Here is a 24,501-nt window from a genome sequence, read left to right on the forward strand (position 1 = left end):
CGGCGCTGGCTGGGCCGTGCCTGTGCTACAAAATTCTTTCTCAAGTCGACCTTCGACCATCATGAAGACCATAGACGAAATCGAACGCGCCCACGCCGACCTCACGGCGCTGCGTCGCGATATTCACGCTCATCCCGAACTCGCCTTCGAAGAAACCCGCACGGCTGGCCTGGTGGCGCAGCGCTTGCGCGATCTCGGTCTCGAAGTGCACACCGGCATCGGCAAGACCGGCGTGGTGGGCGTGCTGCGCGCGGGCTCCGGCACCAAGACCATTGGTCTGCGCGCCGACATGGATGCGTTGCCGATGCCCGAGCACAATCGCTTCGAGCACCGCTCCACCATCCCGGGCCGCATGCACGGCTGCGGCCACGACGGCCACACCACGATCCTGCTCGGCGCGGCCGAGTATCTGTCGCGTCATCGCAATTTCGACGGCACCATCAATTTCATCTTCCAGCCCGCCGAAGAAGGCGGTAACGCCGGCGCCCGGGCGATGATCGAAGACGGCCTGTTCGATCGCTTCCCGTGCGACGCGATCTATGGCCTGCACAACATGCCGGGCATGCCCGTGAACCAGTTCGGCTTTCGCGCCGGCCCGATGATGGCGTCGAGCAATCGCTGGGACATCATCATCAAGGGCGTGGGCGGCCACGCGGCGCAACCGCACGGCGCGGTCGATCCGATCGTGGTCGCGGCGGACATGGTGCACGCGCTCCAGACCGTGATTTCACGCAGCCGCGATCCGCTGGACGCCGCCGTGCTGTCGATCACGCAGATCCACGCCGGCGACGCGTACAACGTCATTCCGGGCGAAGCCGTGCTGCGCGGCACGGTGCGCACCTACACCACGGTGGCCCTCGACAAGATCGAGGCCGACATGCGCCGCATCGTGACCACCCTGCCGCAGGTGTATGGCGGGTCGGGCGAGCTGCAGTTCGTGCGCGCCTATCCGCCGCTCGTGAACTGGGCTGAGCAGACCGCGTTCGCGACCGAGGTGGCGCGCGCCGCCTTCGGCGACGAACACGTCAACACCGACATTCCGCAGTTCATGGGCGCCGAAGACTTCTCGTTCTATCTCGAGAAAGTGCCCGGCTGCTATCTGTTCCTGGGCAACGGGGACGGGGATCACCGCCTGCAGAGCTATCACGGCATGGGCCCGTGCCAGTTGCACAACCCGAACTACGACTTCAACGACGCGCTGTTGCCGGTAGGCGCGACCTACTGGGTGAAGCTGGTCGAAGCTTATATGCCGAAGGCATGAAGCCAGGCGGGCCGGCCCCGGCCCGCCACTTTTGGGCGACCCGGGCCGCCGCCCTGGAAACTGCGTAAACAAAAGCCGCTAGCGTAAGTGTGTACTTACCTACGCGGCTTTTTGTCGTCCTGCCATATGACGTGAAGCTCTGTGCAAACGCCGAGATATTCGTTTGTCGCAGGGTGGCGCGTTTTCATAATGGGTCGCTCTGAATCGAGCACGCGCCGCCGGCCGCCAGGCCAGGCTGACGATGTGCCGGTTCCTCCCCGACCTTCGCAGGACATTCATGCAGAACCCGACCGCTTCCGAACGTGCTCCTGAAACGCTGCGCGACCGCCTCGTGCGCTACGGGACGTGCGCCGGCCTCGCGCTGCTCATCGGCACGCTGGCGCTGGCCGCACCCACGCCGGCGCGCGCAGAAGGGCAGATCCGGGTGGTGGAGCAGTACGGTATCGTTTACCTGCTGCTCAACGTCACGCGCGAACAGCAGCTGATCGAGAAGCATGGCAAGGCCGCCGGACAGGACATCAAGGTCGAGTGGAAGAAGCTCTCGGGCGGCGCCGCCGTGAACGACGCGTTGCTCTCCGGCGCGGTCGACATCGCCGGGGCCGGGGTCGGCCCGCTCCTGACCATCTGGGATCGCACGCACGGCAAACAGAACGTGAAGGGCGTCGCGTCGCTGGGCAACTTTCCTTACTACCTGGTCACGAACAATCCGAACGTGAAGACGATCGCCGACTTCACCGACCGCGACCGCATCGCCGTGCCCGCCGTGGGGGTGTCGGTCCAGTCGCGCGTGCTGCAGCTGGCTTCGTCCAAGGTCTGGGGCAAGGAGCAGTACAACAAGCTCGACGCGATTTCCGTGGCGGTGCCTCACCCCGATGCGGCCGCGGCCATCATCTCGGGGGGTACCGAGATCACGGGCCATTTCGGCAACCCGCCGTTCCAGGAACAGGAACTCGCCGCCAATCCGAAGGCGCGCATCGTGCTGAATTCGTACGACGTGCTGGGCGGGCCGAGCTCCTCCACGGTGTTGTTCGCCACCGAGAAATTCCGCAAGGAAAATCCCAAGACCTACGCCGCCTTCCAGGCCGCGCTCAAGGAGGCCGCCGAGTTCGTGCGCGCCAACCCCGAGGCGGCCGCCGACATCTACTTGAAGTCGACCGGCGCCAAGACCGATCGCAAGCTGCTGGTCGACATCATCAAGAACCCGCAGGTGGAGTTCAAGCTCGCTCCACAGAACACGTACCGTCTCGCCGAATTCATGCACGAGGTGGGCGCGATCAAGAACAAGCCGGCCAGCTGGCGCGACTACTTCTTCGACGACGCGCTGACCGCACAGGGCGGCTGAGATGAACGGGCGCGATCCGCAGAGCCACGCCGTGCACGAGACCGGTCCGCTGCTGCGGGTGGACCGCGCCACGCTCGAGTACAAGGCGGGTCAGCGCCGCATCCGCGCCACGCACGAGGTCAGCTTCGACGTCTGGCCGCAGGATCGCTTCATTCTGCTGGGCCCGTCGGGCTGCGGCAAATCCACCTTGCTGAAAGCGGCCGCCGGCTTTGTCGCGCCGGTCGGGGGCGAGCTGCGGCTCGACGGTGAGCCCATCCGCGCGCCGGGCCCGGATCGCGTGGTGGTGTTCCAGGAGTTCGACCAGCTGCCGCCCTGGAAGACGGTGAAGCAGAACGTGGCCTTTCCGCTGCGGGCGGCGCACAAGCTGCCGCGACGCGAAGCCGAGGAACGTGCGCTGCACTATCTCGACAAGGTGGGTCTGTCGGCCTTTGCCGATGCGTATCCGCACACCCTGTCGGGCGGCATGAAGCAACGCGTGGCGATTGCGCGTGCGCTCGCGATGCAGCCGCGCATCCTGCTGATGGACGAGCCGTTCGCGGCGCTCGATGCGCTAACGCGGCGCCGCATGCAGGAAGAACTGTTGACCCTGTGGGAAGACAATCCGTTCACGCTGCTGTTCGTGACGCATTCGATCGAAGAGGCGTTGATTCTCGGCAATCGCATTCTTCTGCTGTCGCCGCATCCGGGCCGCGTGCGCGCCGAACTCAACGCGCATCAGTATGGGCTGCATAGCCCCGGTTCGAGCGCGTTCCAGGCGGCCGCGCAACGCATCCACTCGCTGTTGTTCGGCGAGGCCGAGGTCGGTGCCGCGGCGGTCGATACCGCGGCGGCCGGTGCCGCGGCGGTCGATACCGCTGCGGCCGCCACCGCAACGGCCCGCCGCGGTATCGACCGCCGCGCTGCCTGAGAGCCCCGCATGCCGATCTCCTCCACACTGACCGATCCCGCACACGCGCGGCCCGAATACGAACGCGTGCTCGAGCCCCTTCCTCCCTTGACGCTCGCCGCGACGCTGCCGTGGCACGAGCGTCTGTATGGTCATAGCGCCGTGCGCAAGGCCCTCATCCTGCTGTTGCTGACGCTGTTGTGGGAAGGCGCGGCGCGTTGGGCCGACAACGATCTGCTTCTGCCCGGCGCCTGGGCCACCGCGCAAGCCTTCGCCGAGGAGCTCTTCAACGGCCAGCTGCCCGCGCGCGCCGCGTTGTCCCTGTCGGTATTGCTCAAGGGCTATGCCGCCGGCGTGCTGCTCGCCTTCGTGCTGACCACGGCGGCCGTCTCGACGCGTTTCGGCCGGGACCTGCTCTCCACGCTGACCGCCATGTTCAATCCGCTGCCTGCGATCGCACTGCTGCCGCTGGCCATGCTGTGGTTCGGTCTGGGAGAAGGCAGCCTGGTGTTCGTGTTGATCCATTCCGTGCTGTGGGCATTGGCGGTCAACATGTACTCCGGCTTTCTCACGGTATCCGAAACGCTGCGTATGGCGGGCCGCAACTATGGCTTGAGCGGGCTGCGGTACGTGCTGGCCATCCTGGTGCCGGCCGCCCTGCCCGCGATTCTGTCCGGCTTGCGCATCGCGTGGGCCTTCGCCTGGCGCACGCTGATCGCGGCGGAGCTGGTGTTCGGCGCATCGAGCGGCAAGGGCGGGCTGGGTTGGTACATCTTCCAGAATCGCAACGAGTTATACACAGACAAGGTGTTCGCGGGACTGGCCGCGGTCGTGCTGATCGGGCTGCTTGTGGAGAACCTCGTGTTCGATACGCTCGAACGCGTGACGGTCAGGCGTTGGGGCATGCAACGCTGACGAATCCTCGCAGAGGCCGCGTCAGTGTGATGCATGCGGGCGTCAAGCTATACCAAATGCTTAGGTCTATAGCGCTCTTCTATGAGTGGCATTAGACCAATCAAATATTTTCTTTCCTAGCGCTCACGTATATTCCCTAGCACCGGTGGGGCCTTCGCTGCTGCGCGATCGCCAAACCCCGGACACGACACGGGAGTGGCGTGAGCAACCGCGGCAATGTATTCGGCGTCTTGATTACGCCAGCCGCTCTCTCCCTGACGTGGCGCCTGTGCAGGCGCACACACGCTGGCTCGTGGACGAGCCGGCTCCCCATATTCATATCAAGGAGAGAGCGCATGTCGAACGAAGCCAAATGCCCGTTCAATCACACGAAGGGCGACGACGCTCCGAAAGGCGTCAAACACGCCGCCGGCGGTGGCACCACGAACCGCGACTGGTGGCCTCAGCAACTCCGGCTCGATCTGCTGAGCCAGCATTCGGCGAAGACGGATCCGATGGACCAGGATTTCGATTACGCCCGCGCCTTCAAGGGCCTGGATCTCGCCGCGTTGAAGCAGGATCTCGCGCAGCTGATGACCGACTCGCAGGAGTGGTGGCCGGCCGACTTCGGCCACTATGGTCCGCTCTTCATCCGCATGGCCTGGCACAGCGCCGGCACCTATCGTATCGGCGATGGCCGGGGTGGCGCGGGTCGGGGCCAACAACGCTTCGCGCCGCTCAACAGCTGGCCCGACAACGTGAGCCTGGACAAGGCGCGCCGGCTGTTGTGGCCGATCAAGCAGAAGTATGGCAACAAGATTTCGTGGGCCGACCTGCTGATCCTGACCGGCAACGTCGCGCTCGAAACCATGGGCTTCAAGACCTTTGGTTTTGCGGGCGGACGGGTCGACACCTGGGAACCCGACCAGGACGTGTATTGGGGCAACGAGAAGACCTGGCTGGGCGGCGATCTGCGCTACGGCAAGGGCGCCGCGGGTAACGACGACGAAGGCGTGATCGTGGCCGACGAAGCGCTGCATGGCGCCGAGGAAAGCCGTACCGATCATGGCCGTCATCTCGAGAATCCGCTGGCTGCGGTGCAGATGGGTCTGATTTATGTGAATCCCGAAGGCCCCGAAGGCAATCCCGATCCGCTTGCCGCGGCCCAGGATATCCGCGAGACCTTCGCCGTGCTCGAATCCATCCAGCGCGATTTCAACGGCGCGCAGGCGGGTGGCAAGCAAATCTCCATCGCCGACCTGATCGTGCTGGCGGGCTGTGCAGCCGTGGAGCAGGCGGCCGCCAAGGCGGGCCAGAAGCTGACCGTGCCGTTCGCGCCGGGACGCACCGATGCCACGCAGGAGCAGACCGACGTCGATTCCTTCGCACCGCTCGAGCCCGTGGCCGATGGCTTCCGCAACTATCAGAAGGCGCGCTTCAGCGTGCCCGCCGAGCATCTGCTCATCGATCGCGCGCAGTTGCTGACGCTGACTGCGCCGGAGCTGACGGTGCTGATCGGCGGCCTGCGTGTGCTGGGTGTGCAGGATCCGCAGGATGCGCGTGGTGTGTTCACCGACCGGCCGGGCGTGCTGAGCAACGACTTCTTCCGCAACCTGCTCGACATGGGCACGGTGTGGCAGCCGGCGACGCCTGCGCGTGAGTCGTTCGAGGGCCGGGACCGCAAGACCGGCGAGGCCAAGTGGACCGCGAGCCGTATCGATCTGGTGTTCGGTGCGCATTCGCAGCTGCGCGCACTCGCCGAGGTGTATGCCAGCGACGACGCGCAGGAGAAGTTCGCGCGTGATTTCGTGGCGGCCTGGACCAAGGTGATGAACCTCGATCGTTTCGATCTGAAGTAATCGAGTTTGCTCGACCGCGGCCCCGGAGTTGCAGGCATTTGATGCCTGCACCTCCGGGGCCGCTGCTTTACTGACGCTGCGGGAAGCTGCGCTCGAACACGCCTTCGGCGATGCGGTTTTTCAGGATCTCGATCGAGCCGCCGGCGATCATCCAGCCGCGGCAACGGCGCACGCAGTACTCCACCAGGGATTCGCGGCTGTAGCCCATGCCGCCCATCACCTGCAGCGCCTCGTTCGCGACCTCAAACCCGATCTGGTTGCAATAGGCCTTGGCAATCGCGGTCTCGGTTGCGTCCGGGAAGCCGGTGTCCGCTTTGGTGGCCGCGCGATAGAGCAGCAACTGCGCGGCGTCGAGCTTGATGCGCATGTCGGCGAATTTCCATTGCAGGCCCTGGAACTCGCACAACAGCCTGCCGAACTGTTTGCGCTGCAGCGCCCAGCCCCGTGCCTCTTCGTAGGCATAGCGCCCCAATGCCAGCGAGCGCGCGGTGTTGCCGATGCGTTCGACGTTGAAGCCCGCGATCTGCTTCTTGAATCCGCCCTCGCCCAGAACGACCATCTCGTCCGGAATGTAGACCTCGTCGAAGTGGATTTCCGCCCAGGCTTCGTCCGACATGAAGGTGGAACGCTTGCCGAGCCTGACGCCGTCGGCGCGGGTTTCGATCAGGACCGAGCCGATGCCTTGCGTGCCCGGGCCGAAGCGCACATACGCCAGAATCAGATCCGCGTGAGGGCCGTGCGTGGTGAAGATCTTCGAGCCGTTGATGCGCCAGCCCTGGCCGTCGCGCGTGGCACGCGTCTTGAGTTCGGTGACGGCGGAGCCCGCATCGGGTTCGGTCATGCCGACCGCGATCAACATCTCGCCCGCCAGCAGTCGGCTCAGATAGGCTTCTTTCTGCTTCGCGCTGCCGTACTCGGCGAGCACGCGGATCGCGCCGAAGTTGCCGGCCTGCACCACATCCGCGCTGCGTGGGCACACCGAAGCGACCGTCTCGATCGCAATGACGGCATCCATGAGCGAGCCGCCCACGCCGCCGTCCGCTTCATCGATCGTGATGCCGAGCAGGCCTTGCGCCGCCATCTCGCGCGCGACCTCCCAGGGATAGGCGTCGGCGTGGGCGCGCTCCGGCGCGCCGGGCTTGAGTGCCTTTTCGGCGTAGCGGCGCACCGCATTCTGGAAGTCGCGTTGTTCAGCAGTGAGTTCGAAGTTCATGGCAGTCCGAATGAACAAGTCTGTGGATAAGAAGAGAGGCGCGGCTACGCGCTCAGGCGCAGCAGGCCGTCGACGGCGATCACGCCGTCGGCGCACACGAACAGCGGATTGATCTCGGCCTCGGCAATCGTGGCGTCGGTGCACGCCGCGAGCTGCGAGAAGTCGGCGATGGCGCGCGCGAGCGCGGCGCAGTCGCCGGGCGGCAGCCCGCGGAATCCACGCACCAGCCGCGTGTGCCGCACCGCGTGGATCATTTCCCAGGCGCCGGCTTCGTCGATCGGCGCGAGCCGCAATGCGATGTCGGGGGCCAGCTCGGCGTGGATGCCACCCGCGCCCAGCAGCACCGTCGGACCTGCGAGCGGATCGTCGCGATAACCCAGGATGAACTCCGCCAGGCCCTGGCGCATCTCCTGCACCAGCAGCCCGTCGATGCGGGCAGCCGGCGCGAGGCGCGCCACATTGGCCCGGATGTCGGCGGCGGCGGCACGCAACGCCTCGGCGTCGCGCAGATTGACGCGCACCGCGCCGATATCGGTCTTGTGCGCGATATCGGGCGAACTGATCTTGGCCACCACGGGATAGGCGAGGCTGTGCGCCGGCGCGTCGGCGGATACCAGCTCGGCACGCGCGACCGGCACGCCGAGCGACGCGAAGATCCGGCTGCTCTGGTGCTCGGTGAGCATGCCGTTGCGCGGCATCCCGGACGGCCATTGCCAGGTACGCGGGTCGGCCGGTGCGCGGCCCGGACTCGCCAGCAAGGCGGCGAGCGCGTCGGCGCACGCCTCGGGCGTGCGGAACGCGGCGATTCCGGCCTCGCGCAAACGGGCAAGCGATTGCGGCGCATCGGGCGCGAGAAACACGGCCAAGGGCTTATCCACAGGTTTTTCCGCGGCTTCGAGCGGCTCGACGACCAGCTGCGGGTGGAACTGCGCGGAGGAGCCGGCCACGCTCAACACCGCATCGCACCAGTCGGCGCGCAGCAAGGCCTCGAGCAGATCGCGGTATTGCGTGCTGGTTGCTGCCAACGTGAGATCGATCACGGGCGTTTCGCGCAGACGCAGGCCTCGCTCGGCCATGCGCGCGATGAAATCCGGGGGCGGTGCCACCGCAACCAAACCATGCAGCCCCAGGTTGTCGACGACGGTGGCCGCGCCGCCGCCGGTGGTGGTAATGACGGCCACACGTGGCGCGTCGGTTCGCTCACGCCGGCTCGCCTGATAGCGGCGCGCCAGCGGCGCCAGCTCGAACAGTGCCTCGAGCGAGCGCACGCGCATGACGCCATGCGCGCGCAGGAAGGCGTCGACGGCGGCATCGTTGCCCGCGAGCGCGCCGGTATGCGTGCTCGCCAGCGCGTCCCCTTGCGCCGACTGGCCCAGCTTGTAGGCGATCACCGGTTTGCCGGCCGCGCGGGCCCGTGCCAACGCACGCGCCATCGCCGGCGCGTCGCGCAGCGTCTCCATGAAAAGCAGAATCACGCGAGTCTGCGCATCGTCCACCAGCGCATCCACGACTTCGCCCACGCTGATGTCGGCTTCATTGCCCACCGACACGGAACGCGCGAAACCGAAGCCGCGCGCCGCCGCGCGCGAGAGCAGTGAGCCCATCATCGATCCGCTTTGCGAGACCAGGCTGATGTCGCCCGGGATCAGATCGTCGGCCTCGAAGACCGCGTTCACCGACAAGATCGCACCGCCATGCAGGTCCGCGCATCCGATACTGTTGGGGCCGAGCAGTCGCAGGCCGAGCGCCCTCGCCTGACGCACCAGCGCCTCCTGGCGCAGGCGCCCGGCTTCGTCGCTTTCGGCGAAGCCATCGGAATAGACGGTGACCACGCGTGCGCCGGCGCGCGCGCACGGCTCGAGCAGCGCTTCGACCTGCGCGCCCGGCACCATAATGAACACATGCTCCACCGCTTCGGGCAACGCGTCGAGCGTGGGCCAGGCGCGTTCACCCAGCACCGTGTCGCGTGCCGGGTTGATCGGATAGATGCGGCCGCCGTATCGGTGCTTGCGCATGAAGCGCAGCGGGCGGGCCGTGTTCTTGGCGGGATCGGCCGACGCGCCGACGAGCGCCACGCTCGCGGGCGCGAGCAGCGCCTGGGCACACAAGGTGCCCGGTTGTGAAGAAGTCATGGCGCGTGTCCTCAGACGGTGGCGGGGTCGGCGGCGAGCCGAAGGTCGGCCACGCTCAAGGTGTCGAGCCGCCAGATGGCGTCGCGCAGGGCCAGCATGCGGGCGCTGCCGAGCACGGGGCCGGCAAGCTCGGCGAACTTGTCGTCGAGTTCCGCATCCGACAGCGGCGACTCGGGATCGCCCTTGCGATACGGCGCCTCGTGGCACAGCGTGCGGCCGTTCTTGAGCGTGATCTCGACGTGGGCGGCACGTTGCCGCGGAAACCCCGCCGTCAGCGCCGGATCCTCGCGCAGCGTGAGGCGGCGCATGAGCGCGCGCAACGCCGGGTCGTGCAGGCGCGCTTCATCGAACGCGGACAGGCGCACCGAGCCGTGCAGCAACGCGTGGCTGACCACATAAGCCAGGCTGAACTTGGCCTCGAATGCCGTCACCGGCTTGTCGTTGCCCGTCACGTCGATGGCCGTGCGATAGCTGCGCACGTCGATGTGCTCGATCTCGTCCGGCAGCGCGCCCTGCGCGCGCAGCGCGAGCGCCGCGTCGATGGCGGCAAAGGTATGGCCGCAGCAACCATGGTTTTTCTGGGTGATGCGCGTGATGTTGTAGACCTGGCCCAGGCCTTCGGTGGCGCGCTGCCACTCGACCTGACCGGCCAGCGCCGCGCCGAATCCCACCTCGCCCTCGAGGATGTCGGGAACCCCGGTGATGCCGTTCGCGGCGCCCAGTGCGGCGCGCACGCCCACGTTGGCCGCATTGCCGGCGTGCAGCGCCTTGCTCATGGCGTCCGAGCGAAACGCCTGCTGCAGACCGGCCGCCAGCGTGGCGGCGGTGGCGATGGCATGACGCATCACATCGGCCGATCCGGGCGCGAGCATGGCGGCCCCCGCCGCGGCCGCGCCCAGGCTGCCCACCGTGCCGGTGGTGTGAAAGTAGCGGTAATGCGCCGGCTGCATCGCGGCGCCGATCCGTGTGGATATCTCGTAGCCGGCCACGACGGCGCGCAGCAGCGCGAGGCCGTCGGCCTGACGCGCTTCGGCCAGCGCCAACGCGGCGGAGATCGTCGGGCAGCCGGGGTGATAGACCGCATCGCGGAAGATGTCGTCGAACTCGACGGCGTGCGACACGCTGCCATTGATCCAGGCGGCCGTCGCCGGCAAGGCGGTGGTGCCGCAACCGGGCAGGCTGCTCGCGCCCAGGCCGAGTTCGTCGCGGTGGGCCGCCAGGAGCTGCGCGCAGGGTGCGGTGCGGGTACCCGGGTACAGCGCCGCCAGCCAATCGAGCACGGCCCGTTTGGCGTGGTGCATGACGTCCGGGGCCAGGGGGGCGCGCGCGTCATGCGCGCCGTAGTCGGCCAGCGTGTCCAACAGCATGGTGTCTCCCGTGGCGGTCGGAGTGCCGCCTCGAGATTCCAATCTACGCAAGCCGTGGGGGCCGAGGATTGAAAAAAAGGAAAGCCAGCGTTCGTGTCGTTCTGGCCGGGCCCTTGCCGCAACGGCGTCAGCCCGCGTCGGGCGGCGCCATCAGGGTATCGAGCAGGTCGGCGGCGGCGGCGTTGAGGCTGCCGATGTCGCGCACGCAGGTGTAGAACTGGCGTTCGGCCCAGGCGTCTTTCAGGCGCAGCAGCACGAGCCCCATGCTGCCGAGGTAGTTGGCGGCAATGCGTTCGGGCACGACGCCCACGCCCAGCCCCTCGCGGATCATGCGGCAGCGGGTCTCGAAATTGGCCACCTGCATGCGCACGGTGGGCGGACGCGAGAGCGACTGGCCGGCGTAAGCCAGGAACTGGTCGAGAGAATGGCGCGGAAAGTATCCCAGCAGGTCGTAATCGAGCGCTTCTTCGAGGTAGAGCTCGCCGCGCTGCGCGAGCGCATGGCCGACCGGCACCACGAGCCCGACGCGGTCGCGCCGGAACGGAAACGACGCCACGCCGGGCACGGGGTGCACCGCATGATAGATGCCGATATCCACCGTGCTCTCGGCCACCAGGCGGGCGATATCGAAGCTGTGCGCCTCGATCAGGTCCACGCTGACCTGCGGACGCGCGGCCAGAAACCGGCCCATGATGGACGGCAGGAACTGCAGACTGGTGGAGGGATTGGCGGCGAGCCGGATGCGCGCCTGACCTTCGGCCGAATACTGGTCGATGGCCTGTTCGGCGAGCTGCACGCTTTTGAGGATGGCCTTGGCACGCTGATAAAGCAGCATGCCCGCCGGGGTGGGCTCGACGCCGCGACCGTGGCGCACCAGCAGGGTGCGGTCGAGATGGCGTTCGAGTTCGGCGACGCGTTTGCTGGCCGCCGAGGTGACGAGATTTTCGCGTTGTGCCGCGCGGGAGAGGCTTTTTTCCTCGATGGCAGCGACGAAAATCTCAAGCGCGGGCAGGTCCAGCTTTTTCATGAGCCAGCCCCGCCCGCGCCCGTCATCAGCTGTTGGCCGCCGACGCGGTCTGACGTTCCAGACGGCGCGTGATGGCCCACTGCTGAGCGATCGACAGCGCGTTGTTCACGCACCAGTACAGCACCAGACCGGCCGGGAAGAAGAACATCATCCCGCCGAAGACGAGCGGCATGACCATCATCACCTTGGCCTGGATGGGGTCCGGCGGCGTCGGGTTGAGTTTGATCTGCAGGAACATCGTGGCCATCATGATGGCGGGCAGGATGAAGTACGGATCACGCACGGACAGATCCTGCACCCACAGAATCCAGGGGGCGCCGCGCATCTCGACGCTGGCCAGCAGCACCCAGTACAGCGCGATGAACACCGGGATCTGCACCACCATGGGCAGGCAGCCGCCCAGCGGATTGATCTTTTCGGTGCGGTACATCTCCATCATGGCCTGGTTGAGCTTCTGGCGATCGTCGCCGTACTTCTCTTTCAGGGCCTGCAGACGGGGAGCGACCTGCTTCATGCGGGCCATCGAGGCGTAGCTCTTCGAGGCGAGCGGGAAGAACACGGCCTTAATGATCATCGTGAGGGCCACGATGGTCCAGCCCCAGTTGCCCAGCAGGCTGTGCAGCCAGGTCATCAGCGCGAACAAGGGCTTGGCGATGATGGTGAGCCAACCGTAGTCGACCACCAGCTCCAGGCCGGGGGCCACGGCTTCCATGGCCTTCTGGTCTTGCGGACCGACCCACAGTTGCGCATCGACGGCAGCCGTCGCGCCCGGGGCGATCTGGCCGACCGGCTCGATCGTGCGGGCGGCGTACAGGCCCGGCTGCAGTTGCAGCAGGTCGTTGGTGCGCTGCTTGCCTTGTTGCGGCACCCAGGCGGTCGCGAAGTAATGCTGCACCACGCCGATCCAGCCGTTGTCGGCCTGTTTGACGTAACGCGCCTTGCTCTTTTCGATGTCGCCGAAGGTGATCTTCTGGAACTTCTCCTGTTCGGAGTAGACCGCGACGCCGGTGAACGTGTGATAGAAGCTCGACGTGCCGGCGGGATCGTTGCCATCGCGCTCGAGCTGCAGATACACGGACGGCGTGATCGGCGCCTGACCGATGTTGGCGAGCTCGTGGCGCACCTTGACGTCGTAGCTGCCGCGGTTGAGCGTGTAGGTCTTGATGACGCGCACGCCACCCGATTCGCCTTCGAAGCGCACCACCAGGGTGTCCTGGCCATCCTTCAGCTCACGGTCCGTGGAGGTGAGGCGGAACGGCGTCAGGTGGGTCGGGAACGATTCGCCGGCCGGCGCGCCCACGACGCCCGTCTGGGCCACGTAGGTGAGCGCGGGCGAGCGATCGAGCAGCACCATCGGCTTGGGATCGTCGGTGCTGGTCGGGTACTTGAGCAGTTCGGCACGCACGAGCTGGGCGCCGACCGGATCGAAGGTCATGCGCAGCACGTCGGACGACACCACCACCTGCTCGGCGCGCACGGCGGCCGGGGTGTTGCTGCCGGGCACCGAGGTCGGCGCGGCGGCGCCGGTCGCGGCCGGCACCGAGGCGGCGGGGGCCGCGGCATTCGGAACCGAGCCGTTGGCCGCCGGGGTGTCGGCGGGCTTGGCCTGCTGTTCGCTCGCCGGGGCATTGCCAAACAGCGACGGCTTGCCGCTATGGACTTGCCAGTTGTTCCAGAGGAGCAACAGCGAGAAGGAGAAAATCATCCAGAGGACGGTTCGTCGGATATCCATGGTGCCTGGGGAGTGAATGCGGGCAGCAAAGCCCGGCAGTTTAGCGTCAATCGTGTCCGGTGCGGTGGTGATGCGTACAGCAGGGTTGGCCGGTCGGACCCGAGCTGGATGAATCCGAGCCAGGGGGAACCGGATCGTATCCGCCCGCCGTCCAGGGATGGCAGCGGCCGATACGACGCACGGCCAACCATAGACCACGGCCCGGGCCATGACGTTCAATGGCTTCGATGGCGTAGGCCGAGCAGGTCGGCGTAAAACGGCACTGCCGGCCGATCCAGGGGCTCAGAAAAAACCGGTAAAACCGGATCGGCGCGATCAGCAGAGCCCGCATCATCGCCGTATCCGCCCGAAGTGAGCGTCTACTTCGGCGCGAGCGGCCAATTTCAGTTGGGTCAGCGTCGTGGGACTGACCTTTCTGTGGAGCCGGACCACGTAGTCTTGCGGCGGCAGCGCCAGGCGCTGATGCCGGAACGACTCGCGGATGACCCGCTTGAGCGCGTTGCGGGTGACGGCCAGCGCGGCGAAGCGCTTGGCGATCACCAGGCCCAGCCGGGCACAGGAAACCGGCGCACCGTCTTGGGGTGCGCTGGCCTGACCGGCGGGAGCGGCGCTCACAATGAACATCGCCCCTCGGGCCAACCGGCGGCCTTTTAGGGCTGCGGCAAACTCGGAGGGGCGATGCAAGCGCGCCTCCGCGGGAAGCGTGGCGCGCGACATGGCAGACAGCTTGGCCTGTTGCCGGGAATCAGCAGGTACTACGGGTGAAACAATGGCGCTGGCTTGCGTGGGCCTGCCAGGCCGTGTGATTCCGGGCAACGTGGTGCAAGTCCGGGAAACCGGACTTAGACGGCCAGACGCTTGCGGCCCTTGGCGCGGCGAGCGTTCAGGATGGCGCGGCCGGCACGAGTCTTCATGCGCAGGCGAAAGCCGTGGGTACGCTTGCGACGGGTAACGGAAGGTTGGTAGGTGCGTTTCATGGACAGTCCACAAAAAGAACAAAAGTCAGAAGGGGAGACCCTGCCCGACGGGTTCAGCGAATCCGCTCCCGGGCGGGTATCCGGATATCCACATGCGAGAGCACGGGCCGGACGGGGCTCGGGGTGGACAACTCGACGACAAAACCCTAAAGCAACAATAGGCTTAATGCGGCTAGGGAGAGATCGTGCAGGTCATCCTGCGTGGCGTGGCGACATACTTGCCGTGGCAGTCCCAGGAGTATCCGACGTACCTTCCCGAGAAGCTCGGGGGCGGCACTTGGCTTACGCTGGCGTCACATTCGGCGTCGCACATGGATGTCGAGGACACCCATCGCCTGATTCCAAAGAACCTTCTGACAGACAGAATTCGGAAAAGCCCACCATTTCAGCAAGTTTTCCGTTCCTTGTCAAACAGTTAGGACGGCTGCGCGCAGGGCCGCGGACGGGGGCCTGTGGATAACCCATGCCCAGAAAGGGTAGAATCGAGGTTTGAACAAGAGCGACATGAAAGAATTCTGGCAGACCTGCGTCAGTCGTCTTGAGCAGGAACTCCCCCCCCAACAAATCAGCGCGTGGATCAGACCGCTGGTCCCGCTTGCCTTTGACGAAGCGCAGGCGGTGCTGCGCGTGGCTGCCCCCAATCGTTTCAAACTCGATTGGGTCCGCAAGAACTTTTCACATCAGATCGAGGCGCTTGCAACCGAATGGTTCAAGCGTCCGGTCCAGGTGTTGTTCGAGTTGCCCAGCCACAGCGCCACTCCACGCATGCCCATCACGCCCCGCGCTCCGGTTGCGCCGCCGGCGCCTTCGGCCGCGCCCGCGCCGCAGTCGGCGGTCGCCGCCGTGACCGCGCTCGCGGCGGCAGCCACGGCCAATGCGGCGCACAACGAGGCGGCCCACATGGCCATCCCGTCGCCGCCGTTCTCGCCGGGTGCGCCTGCCGCGCCCGCGATGCACGCGCCTGGCGCGCCGGCGGCCGCCGATGCGGCCAACATCGTGTACGAGCGTTCGCGCCTGAACACCGACCTCACGTTCGAGAACTTCGTGACCGGTAAGGCCAACCAGCTCGCACGCGCCGCGGCGCTGCAGGTGGCCGAGAACCCCGGCATCTCGTACAACCCGCTGTTTCTGTACGGCGGCGTCGGCCTGGGCAAGACTCACCTCATCCACGCCATCGGCAATGCGATGGTGGCGGCCGGCACCGGCGTGCGTGTGCGCTACGTGCATGCCGACCAATACGTGTCCGATGTGGTCAAGGCGTACCAGCGCAAGGCGTTCGACGATTTCAAGCGCTACTACCACTCGCTCGATCTGTTGCTGATCGACGATATCCAGTTCTTCTCCGGCAAGAACCGCACGCAGGAAGAGTTCTTCTATGCGTTCGAAGCGATGGTGGCGCAGCGCAAGCAGATCATCATCACGAGCGACACCTACCCGAAGGAGCTCGCCGGGATCGACAGCCGTCTGATCTCGCGCTTCGATTCGGGTCTGACGGTCGCGATCGAGCCGCCCGAGCTCGAGATGCGGGTGGCGATCCTGTTGCGCAAGGCCGAGTCCGAGGGCGTGCCCATGCCCGAAGAAGTGGCGTTCTTCATTGCCAAGCATCTGCGCAGCAATGTGCGCGAGCTCGAAGGCGCCCTGCGCAAGGTCCTGGCCTATGCGCGTTTCCATGGCCGCGACGTGCTCAATGTCGATGTCTGCAAGGAAGCCCTGAAGGACCTGCTGTCGGTATCGAATGGCCAGATCACGGTCGAGAACATCCAGAAGACGGTAGCGGATTTCTACAAGATCAAGGTGGCCGACATGTATTCGAAACGCCGGCCCGCCAATATCGCCCTGCCGCGCCAGGTTGCCATGTACCTGGCCAAGGAGTTGACGCAAAAAAGCCTGCCCGAGATCGGGGACTTGTTCGGGGGCCGGGATCACACCACGGTGCTGCACGCCGTGCGCAAGATCTCCGACGCCCGCGCCAAGCAAGCCGAGCTTAACCATACCCTGCACGTGTTGGAACAAACTCTAAAAGGATGAACATGCAACTCGTACAAACCACACGCGATGCATTGCTGAAACCGCTGTCGACTGTGGCGGGCATCGTCGAACGACGCCATACCCTGCCCATCCTGGCGAACATCCTGATGCGCAAAGAGGGCAACAAGGTCGCGTTCATTGCCACCGACCTCGAAGTCCAGATCACGACGCATGCCGATTTTGGTGTGGGGCAGGACAACGAATCCACCACGGTTGCCGCGCGCAAGCTGCTCGACATCCTGAAGGCCCTGCCCGACACGGGCGAGGTCAAGCTCGCGCTCGCCAGCAACAAGCTGTCGGTGCAATCCGCCAAGAGCCGCTTCGCGCTGCAGACGCTGGCCGCCAGCGAGTTCCCCACCGTGGCTCAGCCCGAGCAATGGGACGTCTCGCTGACCATGCCGCAGCGCACGCTGCGCCACCTGTTCAACATGGTGCACTTCGCCATGGCCCAGCAGGACATCCGCTACTACCTCAACGGCATGCTGCTGGTGTTCGAACCGGGCCGCGTGCGGGCCGTCGCCACCGATGGTCACCGCCTGGCGCATTGCGCCACCGAGGCTGACGGCATCGCCGAGCGCCACGAAGTGATCGTGCCGCGCAAGACCGTGCTCGAGATGCAGCGCCTGCTCGAAGACTCCGACGAGCCGGTGTCGCTCGACGTCGCGCCGGGCCAGATCCGTTTCCGCTTCGGCGATGTGGAGCTCGTCTCCAAGCTCGTCGAAGGCAAGTTCCCCGATTTCTCGCGTGTGATTCCCACGAACTACACGCGCCAGTTCAACGTCAGCCGCGAGGCCCTGCAGGGCAGCCTGCAACGTGCCGCCATTCTGACCACCGACAAGTTCAAGGGCGTGCGCCTGCAGCTCGGTCAGAACGTCATGAAGATCTCCTCGTCCAACGCCGAGCAGGAAGAGGCGCAGGAAGAGATCGACATCGACTACGGTTACGAGGCCCTGGACGTCGGCTTCAACGTCAGCTATCTGCTCGACGTGCTGGCCAACGTCAAGGTTGAGAACGTGCAGTGGTCGGTGATGCCCGATGCCAACGCATCGGCGCTCATCACCCTGCCCGACGACGACCAGTTCAAGTACGTCGTCATGCCCATGCGGATCTGATCCGCACACCGGATGGGTAAGTGCCGCCGGCGGGCTTCGTGCCCGCCCGTGGTTCTGGCCGCGAGGTCGTACTTTATAGCGTTATCGAACACAGACTATGTCAGATCAAAACACCACTCCCGGCAGCGGCTACGGCGCTGATTCGATCAAGATGCTCAAGGGGCTGGAGGCCGTGCGCAAACGGCCCGGCATGTACATCGGCGACACGTCCGATGGCACCGGCCTGCATCACATGGTGTTCGAGGTCGTCGACAACGCCATTGACGAAGCCCTCGCCGGCTACTGCGACGACATCGTCGTCACCATCCATACCGACAACTCGATCTCGGTTACGGACAACGGCCGCGGCATCCCGACCGACATCCACAAGGATGACGAGTTCGGCCGCAGCGCCGCCGAAATCGTCATGACCGAGCTGCACGCCGGCGGCAAGTTCGACCAGAACTCGTACAAGGTGTCGGGCGGTCTGCACGGCGTGGGCGTGTCCTGCGTCAACGCGCTGTCCGAATGGCTGCGCCTGACCATCCGCCGCAACGGCGAAGTGCACCAGATGGAGTTCCGTCAGGGCGAGCGCGTGGCGCCCCTGGCCGTGACCGGCACGACCGACAAGCGCGGCACCGAAGTGCGCTTCCTGGCCGACCCGATCATCTTCAACAACATCGAGTACCACTACGAGATCCTCTCGAAGCGTCTGCGCGAGCTGTCGTTCCTGAACAATGGCGTGAAGATCCGCCTGATCGACCAGCGCCAGGGCAAAGAAGAGAATTTCGCGTTCTCGGGTGGCGTGCGCGGCTTTGTCGAGTACATCAACCGCACCAAGACCACGCTGCACGGCAACGTGTTCGCCGTGGCCACCGAATCGTCGGCGGGCGGCGTGCCCGTGGGCGTCGAAGTGGCGATGCAATGGAACGATAGCTACAGCGAAAGCGTGCTGTGCTTCACCAACAACATCCCGCAACGCGACGGCGGTACCCACCTGACGGGTCTGCGCGCCGCCATGACGCGCGTGATCAACAAGTACATCGGCGACAACGAGCTGGCCAAGAAGGCCAAGGTCGAGACCACCGGCGACGACATGCGCGAAGGCCTGGCCTGCGTGCTGTCGGTCAAGGTGCCCGAGCCCAAGTTCAGCAGCCAGACCAAAGACAAGCTGGTGTCGTCCGAAGTGCGTCCGGCCGTCGAAGACGCCGTGGCGCGCTCGCTCGAGAGCTGGCTGCTCGAGAATCCCAACGACGCCAAGGCGCTGTGCGGCAAGATCGTCGAGGCCGCCCGTGCCCGCGAAGCCGCCCGCAAGGCGCGCGAAATGACCCGCCGCAAGAGCGTGCTCGAAGGCGCGGGCCTGCCGGGCAAGCTGGCCGACTGCCAGGAAAAAGATCCGGCGCTGTGCGAGCTGTACATCGTGGAGGGTGACTCGGCAGGCGGCTCGGCCAAGCAAGGCCGCGATCGCAAGTTCCAGGCCATCCTGCCGCTGCGCGGTAAGGTGCTGAACGTCGAGAAGGCGCGTTTCGACCGCCTGATCGCGAGCGAGCAGATCGCCACGCTGATCACCGCGCTGGGCACCAGCATCGGTCCGGATTTCAACATCGACAAGCTGCGCTATCACCGACTCATCATCATGACCGACGCGGACGTCGACGGCGCGCACATCCGTACGCTGCTGCTCACGCTGCTGTATCGCCAGATGCCCGAGCTGGTCACGCGCGGCCACATCTACATCGCGCAGCCGCCGCTCTACAAGGTCAAGGTCGGCCGCGAAGAGCGCTACCTGAAGGATGACGCCGAAGAAGCGACCTTCATGTTGCAGCTCGCACTGAAAGACGCCGAGCTCACGCCCTCGCAAGGCGCCACGCCGATCAACGGCGAGGCCCTGGGCGAACTGGCTCGCCAGTACGTGCTGGCCGACGCGGTGATCTCGCGTCTGTCGCGCGTGTTCGACGTGGCCGCCCTGTCGGCGATGGCCGAAGGCGTGGAGATCAATCTCGACGACGCCGACAGCACCGCCCAATCGGCCGCACGCCTCGAAGAAGCGCTCAAGGACGCGGCCGTCGGCAACGGCGTGAAGGTCGTGCCCGAGTTCGACGAAGCCGCCGAGAAACACCGCCTGTCGATCCAGCGCATGCATCACGGCAACGTGCGCGTGAGCATCATCGACGCCGACTTCGTGGGCGGCGCTGATTACGCCGTGCTCGCACGTTCGGCCAAGACCTTCCTGGGCCTGATCGGCGCCGGCGCCATCATCGCCCGCGGTGAAGGCGACAAGCGCAAGGAACAGTTCGTGTCCGACTTCCGCGAAGCCATGCAGTGGCTGCGCACCGAAGCCGAACGCGGCCTGTCCAAGCAGCGCTACAAGGGTCTGGGCGAAATGAACCCCGAGCAGCTCTGGGAAACCACCATGGATCCCAAGGTGCGCCGCCTGCTGCGCGTGCAGATCGAAGACGCCATCGCGGCCGACGAGGTCTTCACCACGCTGATGGGCGACGACGTCGAACCGCGCCGCAACTTCATCGAGACGCATGCGCTGTCGGCGGGGAATATCGACGCGTGATGTGAGGGCGGCTCGCCGCCCGCCCGGCGATCATTCGCCGGGCATCTCCCGAGCGCCTTCCTGCCTGTGGTGCATCATGGAAACGACAAGGGCGCGGTCTCGTACCGCGCCCTTGTCGTTTTTGCATTGCCTCTCTTTTTCAGGGGCCGACCGGCGCTGCCGTCGTCACGCGGAGATGGCGGAGAGTGTGCTCAATTCGCGCACGAGCCTGGGCTTCTTTCCCCCCAGCACATCGCTCTGAATTCGATAGATGACGGATTTGAGCAGTTCGGTTTGAGACAGCGCGGTCTCGTCGATCAAGGTCTGCACGTCGCTAGCAATGACCGGTGTGACCTTCATCGACAGCCTGCGCCGTGCGGCGCCGCGACGTTCCTCGTATTGCGTTTTAAGGACTTCGTGCGCGGCCACCAACGCCTCCTTGGGATATTCGCCGCAGGCGAAGCGATGCAGATAGAGCGTCAGGAGCGTTTTGCGAAAGTCAGTGGTGCTGTTTGCATCGACGGAGTAAGCGGCGAGATCCAGCATGTCGATGTAAACGGCAGGCAGGTTGGCCTCCAGCGGGCGCGTAGCTTTGCTGCGCGCCTCTCGGATTGCAGGCGTGGACTGGGCGGGAATGGCGACCACGCTGTCGCAGCGATCGCAAGTCGATACCAAAATATCGCGGGCGCAGCCATTGCCATCACTGAATGGGACGTCGCGGCGCCGGAATGTCGTGACCACGATCTCTTTGCAATGAGCGCATATCGCCTTGCTTTTATCGCCTTCGACGTAGAGTCGGCTGTTCTGAGTCGCTCGAGCTTTCATTGATGCACGCTGATGAATACGGTGTCGGGATCGGCGTCCAGGAAGTAGAACTTGATGTACCAGCCCTGCGTCTTGATCACGTGCACCTCCACTGAATTGATGACGTGGTGAGGGGATGTTTAGTGCTCACTGCCCTTGCATCTCATGAGCATTGCCGCCACGGTCGCGGAAGATACCGCGCCGGTTGCCAGCAATTAGGCGCGCGAGTGTTTGCCCGGTGCCGAGGTGTTTGTAACCTGGGCAGCGCGGGCAAGGATCTAGGAATGGTCTGGTCTTGTGCGAGGGGTGGGCGCGATGCGGTTCACGCGTCCGCGTAATACTGCAGCCGCAGGTCTTCGAGTTGGGCGAGCATTTCTTCGTAGAGGCCCGGCACGGTGAATTCGGAGCGGGACTCGACGCGTTTGAGCAGCATGATGCTGGGGAAGACGAGGAGCGAGGTTTCCTTGTAGCGCACGACGGGATCGCGGCCGTATTCGTCTTCGGTGATCCACCACTGATAGTCGGGATGGTTGCGCGTAAGGACGCGGCCGAAGGCGACGCCCAGCGACGTGAGGGTGTACTCGGCTTCGGGCTCGATGGTCTTGGTGTCGAGCAGGCGTTGCAGGCGCACCAGGTCGCTCAGCGTGCCGTCGAGCGGCTTGCCGGTGAGCGACTGCACGAGTTCGTCGGCGTGGGCGAACTGCTCGTCGAGCACGCGTTGTTCGTCGGGCGTGAGGGCTTCGATATTGGGCTGCATGCCCCCCAGCATAAGCGATGCGGGATGGGGGGCCAAACGTGCGAGACGGATCCGGGTGGCGCCGGGCCCGCCCTCCGCGATGCGCAACACGGCCCTCATCGCGCGGATCAATGGGCGCTTCCGCTCGCCCTGGCCGTCTGGCAGGTGGTGGCAAGCCCCGCCTGACGGGGCGCCGCGTCAGGTGCCCGAGATTGCGTAGGCGGTCTTCAGCAACTGCGGCACGATCTCGCGGACCAGCCGCTCGGGCGGGAACTCGTCGGCCGCCGCGGTGATGTTGAGCGCGGCCACGGGCCTGCGCAGATCGTCGCGCAGCAACACCGCCGCGCCCACCTGATTGAGCAGGACCTGATCGTGCGTGAGGGCATAACCCTGGCTGCGCGCCAGTCGCACCTCCGCCGCCAGCTTGCCGGGGTCGGTCTCGGTGCGGCCGGTGTAGGCGGTGATCTCGGCGCGGCTGAAGTAATGATCGAGCGCGATGTCGTCGAGCGGCGTCAGCAGCATGCGGCCGGCGCTGTTGCTCCAGGCCGGCATGCGGCGGCCCGGCAGCATTTCGGCCAGCGTGAGCTGGCGGCTCGGCAAGCGCAGCAGATAGATCATGTCCATGCCGTCGAGCACGCTCATGTTCACGGCCAGTCCGCAGCGCTCACGCAGCGCGACCAGATGCGGCGCGGCGCGCGAGACCAGGGGGTCGCTGCGCAAAAAGAAATAGCTCAGTTCCACGACCCGCGGGCCGAGCCCGTAGCGGCGCGTGCGCGGATCTTTTTCGAGATAGCCGAGGCGTTCCCACGAGTGGGTGAAGCGCTGCACCGCGCTTTTGCCGAGGCCGGTGATCTGCACGAGCTCGGTCAGGCTGAGTGACTCGCGCGCCTGACGAAACGCCTCGAGCACGCGCATGGCCTTGCCCAGCGACGCCACATAGAGCGGATCGCTGGATTCGGGGGACGCGAGATCGGGCTGGGTCATGGTGGGCGAGGCGGCGAGTGACCCGGCGCCGTGTTTACCCGGATTGCGGGCGGGGGCGGCGTGGGCGTATAAAAACCTTGAATTCAGTACGAAGTATTGTAATGCAATACTTCGCACAATGACTCCGTCTGATACCGAGGACAAACCATGAGTTGGGAAACCGTGTGTGGCCTGAGCGCCGTACAGATGCGCGCCGAGATCGAAGCCGGGCACTTGAGTGCGCGCGAGCTGGTGGATGCGCACCTGGAGGCGATCGCCCATTGGAACCCCGTGGTGAACGCCATCATCACGCTGGACGCCGATAGCGCCCGCGCGCGTGCGCTGGCCTGCGACGAAGCCCAGGCGCGCGGCGAGACGCGTGGCCTGCTGCACGGCTTGCCCGTGGCTCACAAAGACTGCTTTCTCACCGCCGGCATGCGCACCACCTGGGGCTCGCCTGTGTACGAGACCTTCGTGCCGGCGCAGTCGAGCCTGGTGGTGAGCCGTCAGCAGCAGGCCGGCGCGATCACGCTCGGCAAGACCAACATGCCCGAGTTCGGCGCGGGCTCGCAAACCTTCAATCCGCTCTTCGGCGCGACCCGCAATCCCTACGATCCGCGCCTCACGGCCGGGGGCAGCAGCGGCGGCGCGGCCGCCGCGCTGGCCTGCCGCATGCTGCCGCTCGCCGACGGCACCGATATGGGCGGATCGCTGCGCAATCCCGCGAGCTTCTGCAATGTGGTGGGGTTGCGGCCCTCGCCCGGGCGCGTCCCGCAGGTGCCGGGCTCGGCGATCTACAACACGCTCACCGTCGCCGGTCCGATGGCCCGCACGGTGGCCGACGCCGCGTTGATGCTCGCCGCGCTGGCGGGCCCGGATGCGCGCGATCCGCTTTCCATCGAGCAGGACCCCGCCCGTTTCCTGGCCGCGCTGGATCACGATTTCACCGGCACGCGGATCGCCTACGCGCCGACCTGGGGCGGCCTGCCGACCGAGCCGCGCGTGGTGCAGGCGTTGCAGGCGCAACTATCTGTGTTCGACACGCTCGGCTGCCACGTCAGCGAGGCCTGCCCGGACTTCCGTGGCGCGGATGCGTCGTTCCACGCCTTGCGTGGTCTCGCGTTCGCGGTGACCCAGGGCGACACGCTCGTGCGCGAGCGCGCCCGCATGAAGGACACGGTGATCTGGAACACCGAGCTCGGTCTCAACCAGACGGGCGCCGCGCTGGCGCAGGCTGAACGCGACCGTGGCGCCCTCTTCGCGCGCATGCATGCGTTCATGCAGGATCACGACTTTCTGATCGGCCCGGTCAGCCAGGTCGCGCCCTTCCCTGCCGACGAAGAGTACGTACGCGAGATCGACGGCACGGCGATGAATAACTACATCGACTGGATGCGCTCGGGCTATTACCTGTCGCTCACCGGCCATCCGGCGATATCCGTGCCCTGCGGCTTCACGGCCGAGGGGCTGCCGGTCGGCATCCAGATCGTGGGCCGTTATCGCGACGAGCTTGGCGTGCTGCGTCTGGCGCACGCCTTCGAACAGGCCACGCAGTGCTGGCGGCAGGCGCCGCGGCATCCCGCCGCCTGAGGATCACTCCATTACGACACAGGATGCCGGATCGGCGTCCACACACAGGGGAAG

Annotated in this window: 20 protein-coding genes; 9 read left to right on the forward strand and 11 right to left on the reverse strand. The window is 65.9% G+C overall.

Going from position 1 to position 24,501, the window contains the following annotated elements; translation table 11 throughout:
• Positions 1–61 precede the first annotated feature (61 nt).
• From CEK29_RS22920 to CEK29_RS22940, 5 genes are all read left to right on the forward strand, one after another.
• Complete coding sequence (locus tag CEK29_RS22920; protein WP_094859410.1) at positions 62–1,261, forward strand: M20 aminoacylase family protein; 1,200 nt, start codon at positions 62–64, stop codon at positions 1,259–1,261.
• A 277-nt stretch (positions 1,262–1,538) separates the two neighbouring features.
• Positions 1,539–2,603, forward strand: coding sequence for an ABC transporter substrate-binding protein (locus tag CEK29_RS22925; RefSeq protein WP_094798084.1), 1,065 nt, complete (start codon positions 1,539–1,541; stop codon positions 2,601–2,603).
• A 1-nt stretch (position 2,604) separates the two neighbouring features.
• Positions 2,605–3,510, forward strand: a complete 906-nt coding sequence (locus tag CEK29_RS22930) for an ABC transporter ATP-binding protein (protein ID WP_094859411.1) — start codon at positions 2,605–2,607, stop codon at positions 3,508–3,510.
• A 9-nt stretch (positions 3,511–3,519) separates the two neighbouring features.
• A complete protein-coding gene (locus CEK29_RS22935) occupies positions 3,520–4,404 on the forward strand; it encodes an ABC transporter permease (RefSeq protein WP_094798086.1) in 885 nt (294 codons plus the stop codon).
• A 335-nt stretch (positions 4,405–4,739) separates the two neighbouring features.
• The gene (locus tag CEK29_RS22940; RefSeq protein ID WP_094859412.1) at positions 4,740–6,242 is read left to right on the forward strand and encodes a peroxidase family protein; all 1,503 of its coding nucleotides are present in this window, start codon (positions 4,740–4,742) and stop codon (positions 6,240–6,242) included.
• 67 nt (positions 6,243–6,309) lie between these two features.
• Here CEK29_RS22940 and CEK29_RS22945 read toward each other — a convergent pair whose 3' ends face one another.
• The 8 genes from CEK29_RS22945 to rpmH form a co-directional block, all read right to left on the reverse strand.
• Entirely contained in the window at positions 6,310–7,455 is a 1,146-nt protein-coding gene (locus CEK29_RS22945; RefSeq protein WP_094859413.1) for an acyl-CoA dehydrogenase family protein, read from the reverse strand.
• A gap of 44 nt (positions 7,456–7,499) precedes the next feature.
• On the reverse strand, positions 7,500–9,587 hold the full coding sequence (locus CEK29_RS22950; protein ID WP_094859414.1) for an acetate--CoA ligase family protein: 2,088 nt from the start codon (positions 9,585–9,587) through the stop codon (positions 7,500–7,502).
• An 11-nt stretch (positions 9,588–9,598) separates the two neighbouring features.
• On the reverse strand, positions 9,599–10,954 hold the full coding sequence (locus tag CEK29_RS22955) for an MmgE/PrpD family protein (protein ID WP_094859415.1): 1,356 nt from the start codon (positions 10,952–10,954) through the stop codon (positions 9,599–9,601).
• 127 nt (positions 10,955–11,081) lie between these two features.
• Positions 11,082–11,981, reverse strand: a complete 900-nt coding sequence (locus tag CEK29_RS22960; protein WP_094859416.1) for a LysR family transcriptional regulator — start codon at positions 11,979–11,981, stop codon at positions 11,082–11,084.
• Between the two features lie 25 nt (positions 11,982–12,006).
• A complete protein-coding gene (gene yidC / locus CEK29_RS22965; RefSeq protein ID WP_094859417.1) occupies positions 12,007–13,713 on the reverse strand; it encodes a membrane protein insertase YidC in 1,707 nt (568 codons plus the stop codon).
• Between the two features lie 46 nt (positions 13,714–13,759).
• A complete protein-coding gene (yidD, locus tag CEK29_RS22970; protein WP_094798093.1) occupies positions 13,760–14,047 on the reverse strand; it encodes a membrane protein insertion efficiency factor YidD in 288 nt (95 codons plus the stop codon).
• Positions 14,044–14,430 (reverse strand): ribonuclease P protein component, encoded by a 387-nt coding sequence (locus CEK29_RS22975; RefSeq protein WP_094859418.1) that lies wholly within the window; start codon positions 14,428–14,430, stop codon positions 14,044–14,046. Before CEK29_RS22975 ends, yidD begins: the two co-directional genes overlap by 4 nt.
• A gap of 125 nt (positions 14,431–14,555) precedes the next feature.
• Entirely contained in the window at positions 14,556–14,690 is a 135-nt protein-coding gene (rpmH, locus tag CEK29_RS22980; protein WP_005017166.1) for a 50S ribosomal protein L34, read from the reverse strand.
• Between the two features lie 504 nt (positions 14,691–15,194).
• On the opposite strand from rpmH, the gene dnaA reads away from it, so the two are divergent.
• The 3 genes from dnaA to gyrB all read left to right on the forward strand — a co-directional run bounded on the left by dnaA (position 15,195) and on the right by gyrB (position 20,375).
• Positions 15,195–16,718 carry a chromosomal replication initiator protein DnaA gene (dnaA, locus tag CEK29_RS22985; protein WP_094798702.1) on the forward strand — a complete coding sequence of 508 codons (1,524 nt, stop codon included), beginning with the start codon at positions 15,195–15,197 and terminating at the stop codon, positions 16,716–16,718.
• A 2-nt stretch (positions 16,719–16,720) separates the two neighbouring features.
• Positions 16,721–17,830 (forward strand): DNA polymerase III subunit beta, encoded by a 1,110-nt coding sequence (gene dnaN, locus CEK29_RS22990; RefSeq protein ID WP_170948355.1) that lies wholly within the window; start codon positions 16,721–16,723, stop codon positions 17,828–17,830.
• A gap of 97 nt (positions 17,831–17,927) precedes the next feature.
• Positions 17,928–20,375, forward strand: a complete 2,448-nt coding sequence (gene gyrB, locus CEK29_RS22995) for a DNA topoisomerase (ATP-hydrolyzing) subunit B (protein ID WP_094798096.1) — start codon at positions 17,928–17,930, stop codon at positions 20,373–20,375.
• Between the two features lie 165 nt (positions 20,376–20,540).
• Here the strand turns inward: gyrB and CEK29_RS23000 are convergent, their stop codons facing one another.
• From CEK29_RS23000 to CEK29_RS23010, 3 genes are all read right to left on the reverse strand, one after another.
• On the reverse strand, positions 20,541–21,179 hold the full coding sequence (locus CEK29_RS23000; protein WP_094798101.1) for a hypothetical protein: 639 nt from the start codon (positions 21,177–21,179) through the stop codon (positions 20,541–20,543).
• A gap of 301 nt (positions 21,180–21,480) precedes the next feature.
• Positions 21,481–21,915, reverse strand: coding sequence for a DUF3806 domain-containing protein (locus CEK29_RS23005; RefSeq protein ID WP_170948356.1), 435 nt, complete (start codon positions 21,913–21,915; stop codon positions 21,481–21,483).
• A gap of 177 nt (positions 21,916–22,092) precedes the next feature.
• On the reverse strand, positions 22,093–22,878 hold the full coding sequence (locus tag CEK29_RS23010; RefSeq protein ID WP_094859419.1) for an IclR family transcriptional regulator: 786 nt from the start codon (positions 22,876–22,878) through the stop codon (positions 22,093–22,095).
• Between the two features lie 147 nt (positions 22,879–23,025).
• Here CEK29_RS23010 and CEK29_RS23015 point away from each other — a divergent pair, with 147 nt between their 5' ends.
• Entirely contained in the window at positions 23,026–24,447 is a 1,422-nt protein-coding gene (locus tag CEK29_RS23015) for an amidase (protein WP_094859420.1), read from the forward strand.
• Positions 24,448–24,501: the final 54 nt, after the last annotated feature.

It is taken from the genome of Bordetella genomosp. 5 (assembly GCF_002261475.1).
Taxonomy (GTDB): Bacteria; Pseudomonadota; Gammaproteobacteria; order Burkholderiales; family Burkholderiaceae_B; genus Bordetella.

What these genes read in the sequence shown, in the direction of transcription:
- CEK29_RS22920 (WP_094859410.1), top strand. Translation starts at nt 62, where the DNA reads ATGAAGACCATAGACGAAATCGAACGCGCCCACGCCGACCTCACGGCG.
- CEK29_RS22925 (WP_094798084.1), top strand. Translation starts at nt 1,539, where the DNA reads ATGCAGAACCCGACCGCTTCCGAACGTGCTCCTGAAACGCTGCGCGAC.
- CEK29_RS22930 (WP_094859411.1), top strand. Translation starts at nt 2,605, where the DNA reads ATGAACGGGCGCGATCCGCAGAGCCACGCCGTGCACGAGACCGGTCCG.
- CEK29_RS22935 (WP_094798086.1), top strand. Translation starts at nt 3,520, where the DNA reads ATGCCGATCTCCTCCACACTGACCGATCCCGCACACGCGCGGCCCGAA.
- CEK29_RS22940 (WP_094859412.1), top strand. Translation starts at nt 4,740, where the DNA reads ATGTCGAACGAAGCCAAATGCCCGTTCAATCACACGAAGGGCGACGAC.
- CEK29_RS22945 (WP_094859413.1), bottom strand. Translation starts at nt 7,455, where the DNA reads ATGAACTTCGAACTCACTGCTGAACAACGCGACTTCCAGAATGCGGTG.
- CEK29_RS22950 (WP_094859414.1), bottom strand. Translation starts at nt 9,587, where the DNA reads ATGACTTCTTCACAACCGGGCACCTTGTGTGCCCAGGCGCTGCTCGCG.
- CEK29_RS22955 (WP_094859415.1), bottom strand. Translation starts at nt 10,954, where the DNA reads ATGCTGTTGGACACGCTGGCCGACTACGGCGCGCATGACGCGCGCGCC.
- CEK29_RS22960 (WP_094859416.1), bottom strand. Translation starts at nt 11,981, where the DNA reads ATGAAAAAGCTGGACCTGCCCGCGCTTGAGATTTTCGTCGCTGCCATC.
- yidC (WP_094859417.1), bottom strand. Translation starts at nt 13,713, where the DNA reads ATGGATATCCGACGAACCGTCCTCTGGATGATTTTCTCCTTCTCGCTG.
- yidD (WP_094798093.1), bottom strand. Translation starts at nt 14,047, where the DNA reads ATGATGCGGGCTCTGCTGATCGCGCCGATCCGGTTTTACCGGTTTTTT.
- CEK29_RS22975 (WP_094859418.1), bottom strand. Translation starts at nt 14,430, where the DNA reads ATGTCGCGCGCCACGCTTCCCGCGGAGGCGCGCTTGCATCGCCCCTCC.
- rpmH (WP_005017166.1), bottom strand. Translation starts at nt 14,690, where the DNA reads ATGAAACGCACCTACCAACCTTCCGTTACCCGTCGCAAGCGTACCCAC.
- dnaA (WP_094798702.1), top strand. Translation starts at nt 15,195, where the DNA reads ATGAAAGAATTCTGGCAGACCTGCGTCAGTCGTCTTGAGCAGGAACTC.
- dnaN (WP_170948355.1), top strand. Translation starts at nt 16,721, where the DNA reads ATGCAACTCGTACAAACCACACGCGATGCATTGCTGAAACCGCTGTCG.
- gyrB (WP_094798096.1), top strand. Translation starts at nt 17,928, where the DNA reads ATGTCAGATCAAAACACCACTCCCGGCAGCGGCTACGGCGCTGATTCG.
- CEK29_RS23000 (WP_094798101.1), bottom strand. Translation starts at nt 21,179, where the DNA reads ATGAAAGCTCGAGCGACTCAGAACAGCCGACTCTACGTCGAAGGCGAT.
- CEK29_RS23005 (WP_170948356.1), bottom strand. Translation starts at nt 21,915, where the DNA reads ATGCAGCCCAATATCGAAGCCCTCACGCCCGACGAACAACGCGTGCTC.
- CEK29_RS23010 (WP_094859419.1), bottom strand. Translation starts at nt 22,878, where the DNA reads ATGACCCAGCCCGATCTCGCGTCCCCCGAATCCAGCGATCCGCTCTAT.
- CEK29_RS23015 (WP_094859420.1), top strand. Translation starts at nt 23,026, where the DNA reads ATGAGTTGGGAAACCGTGTGTGGCCTGAGCGCCGTACAGATGCGCGCC.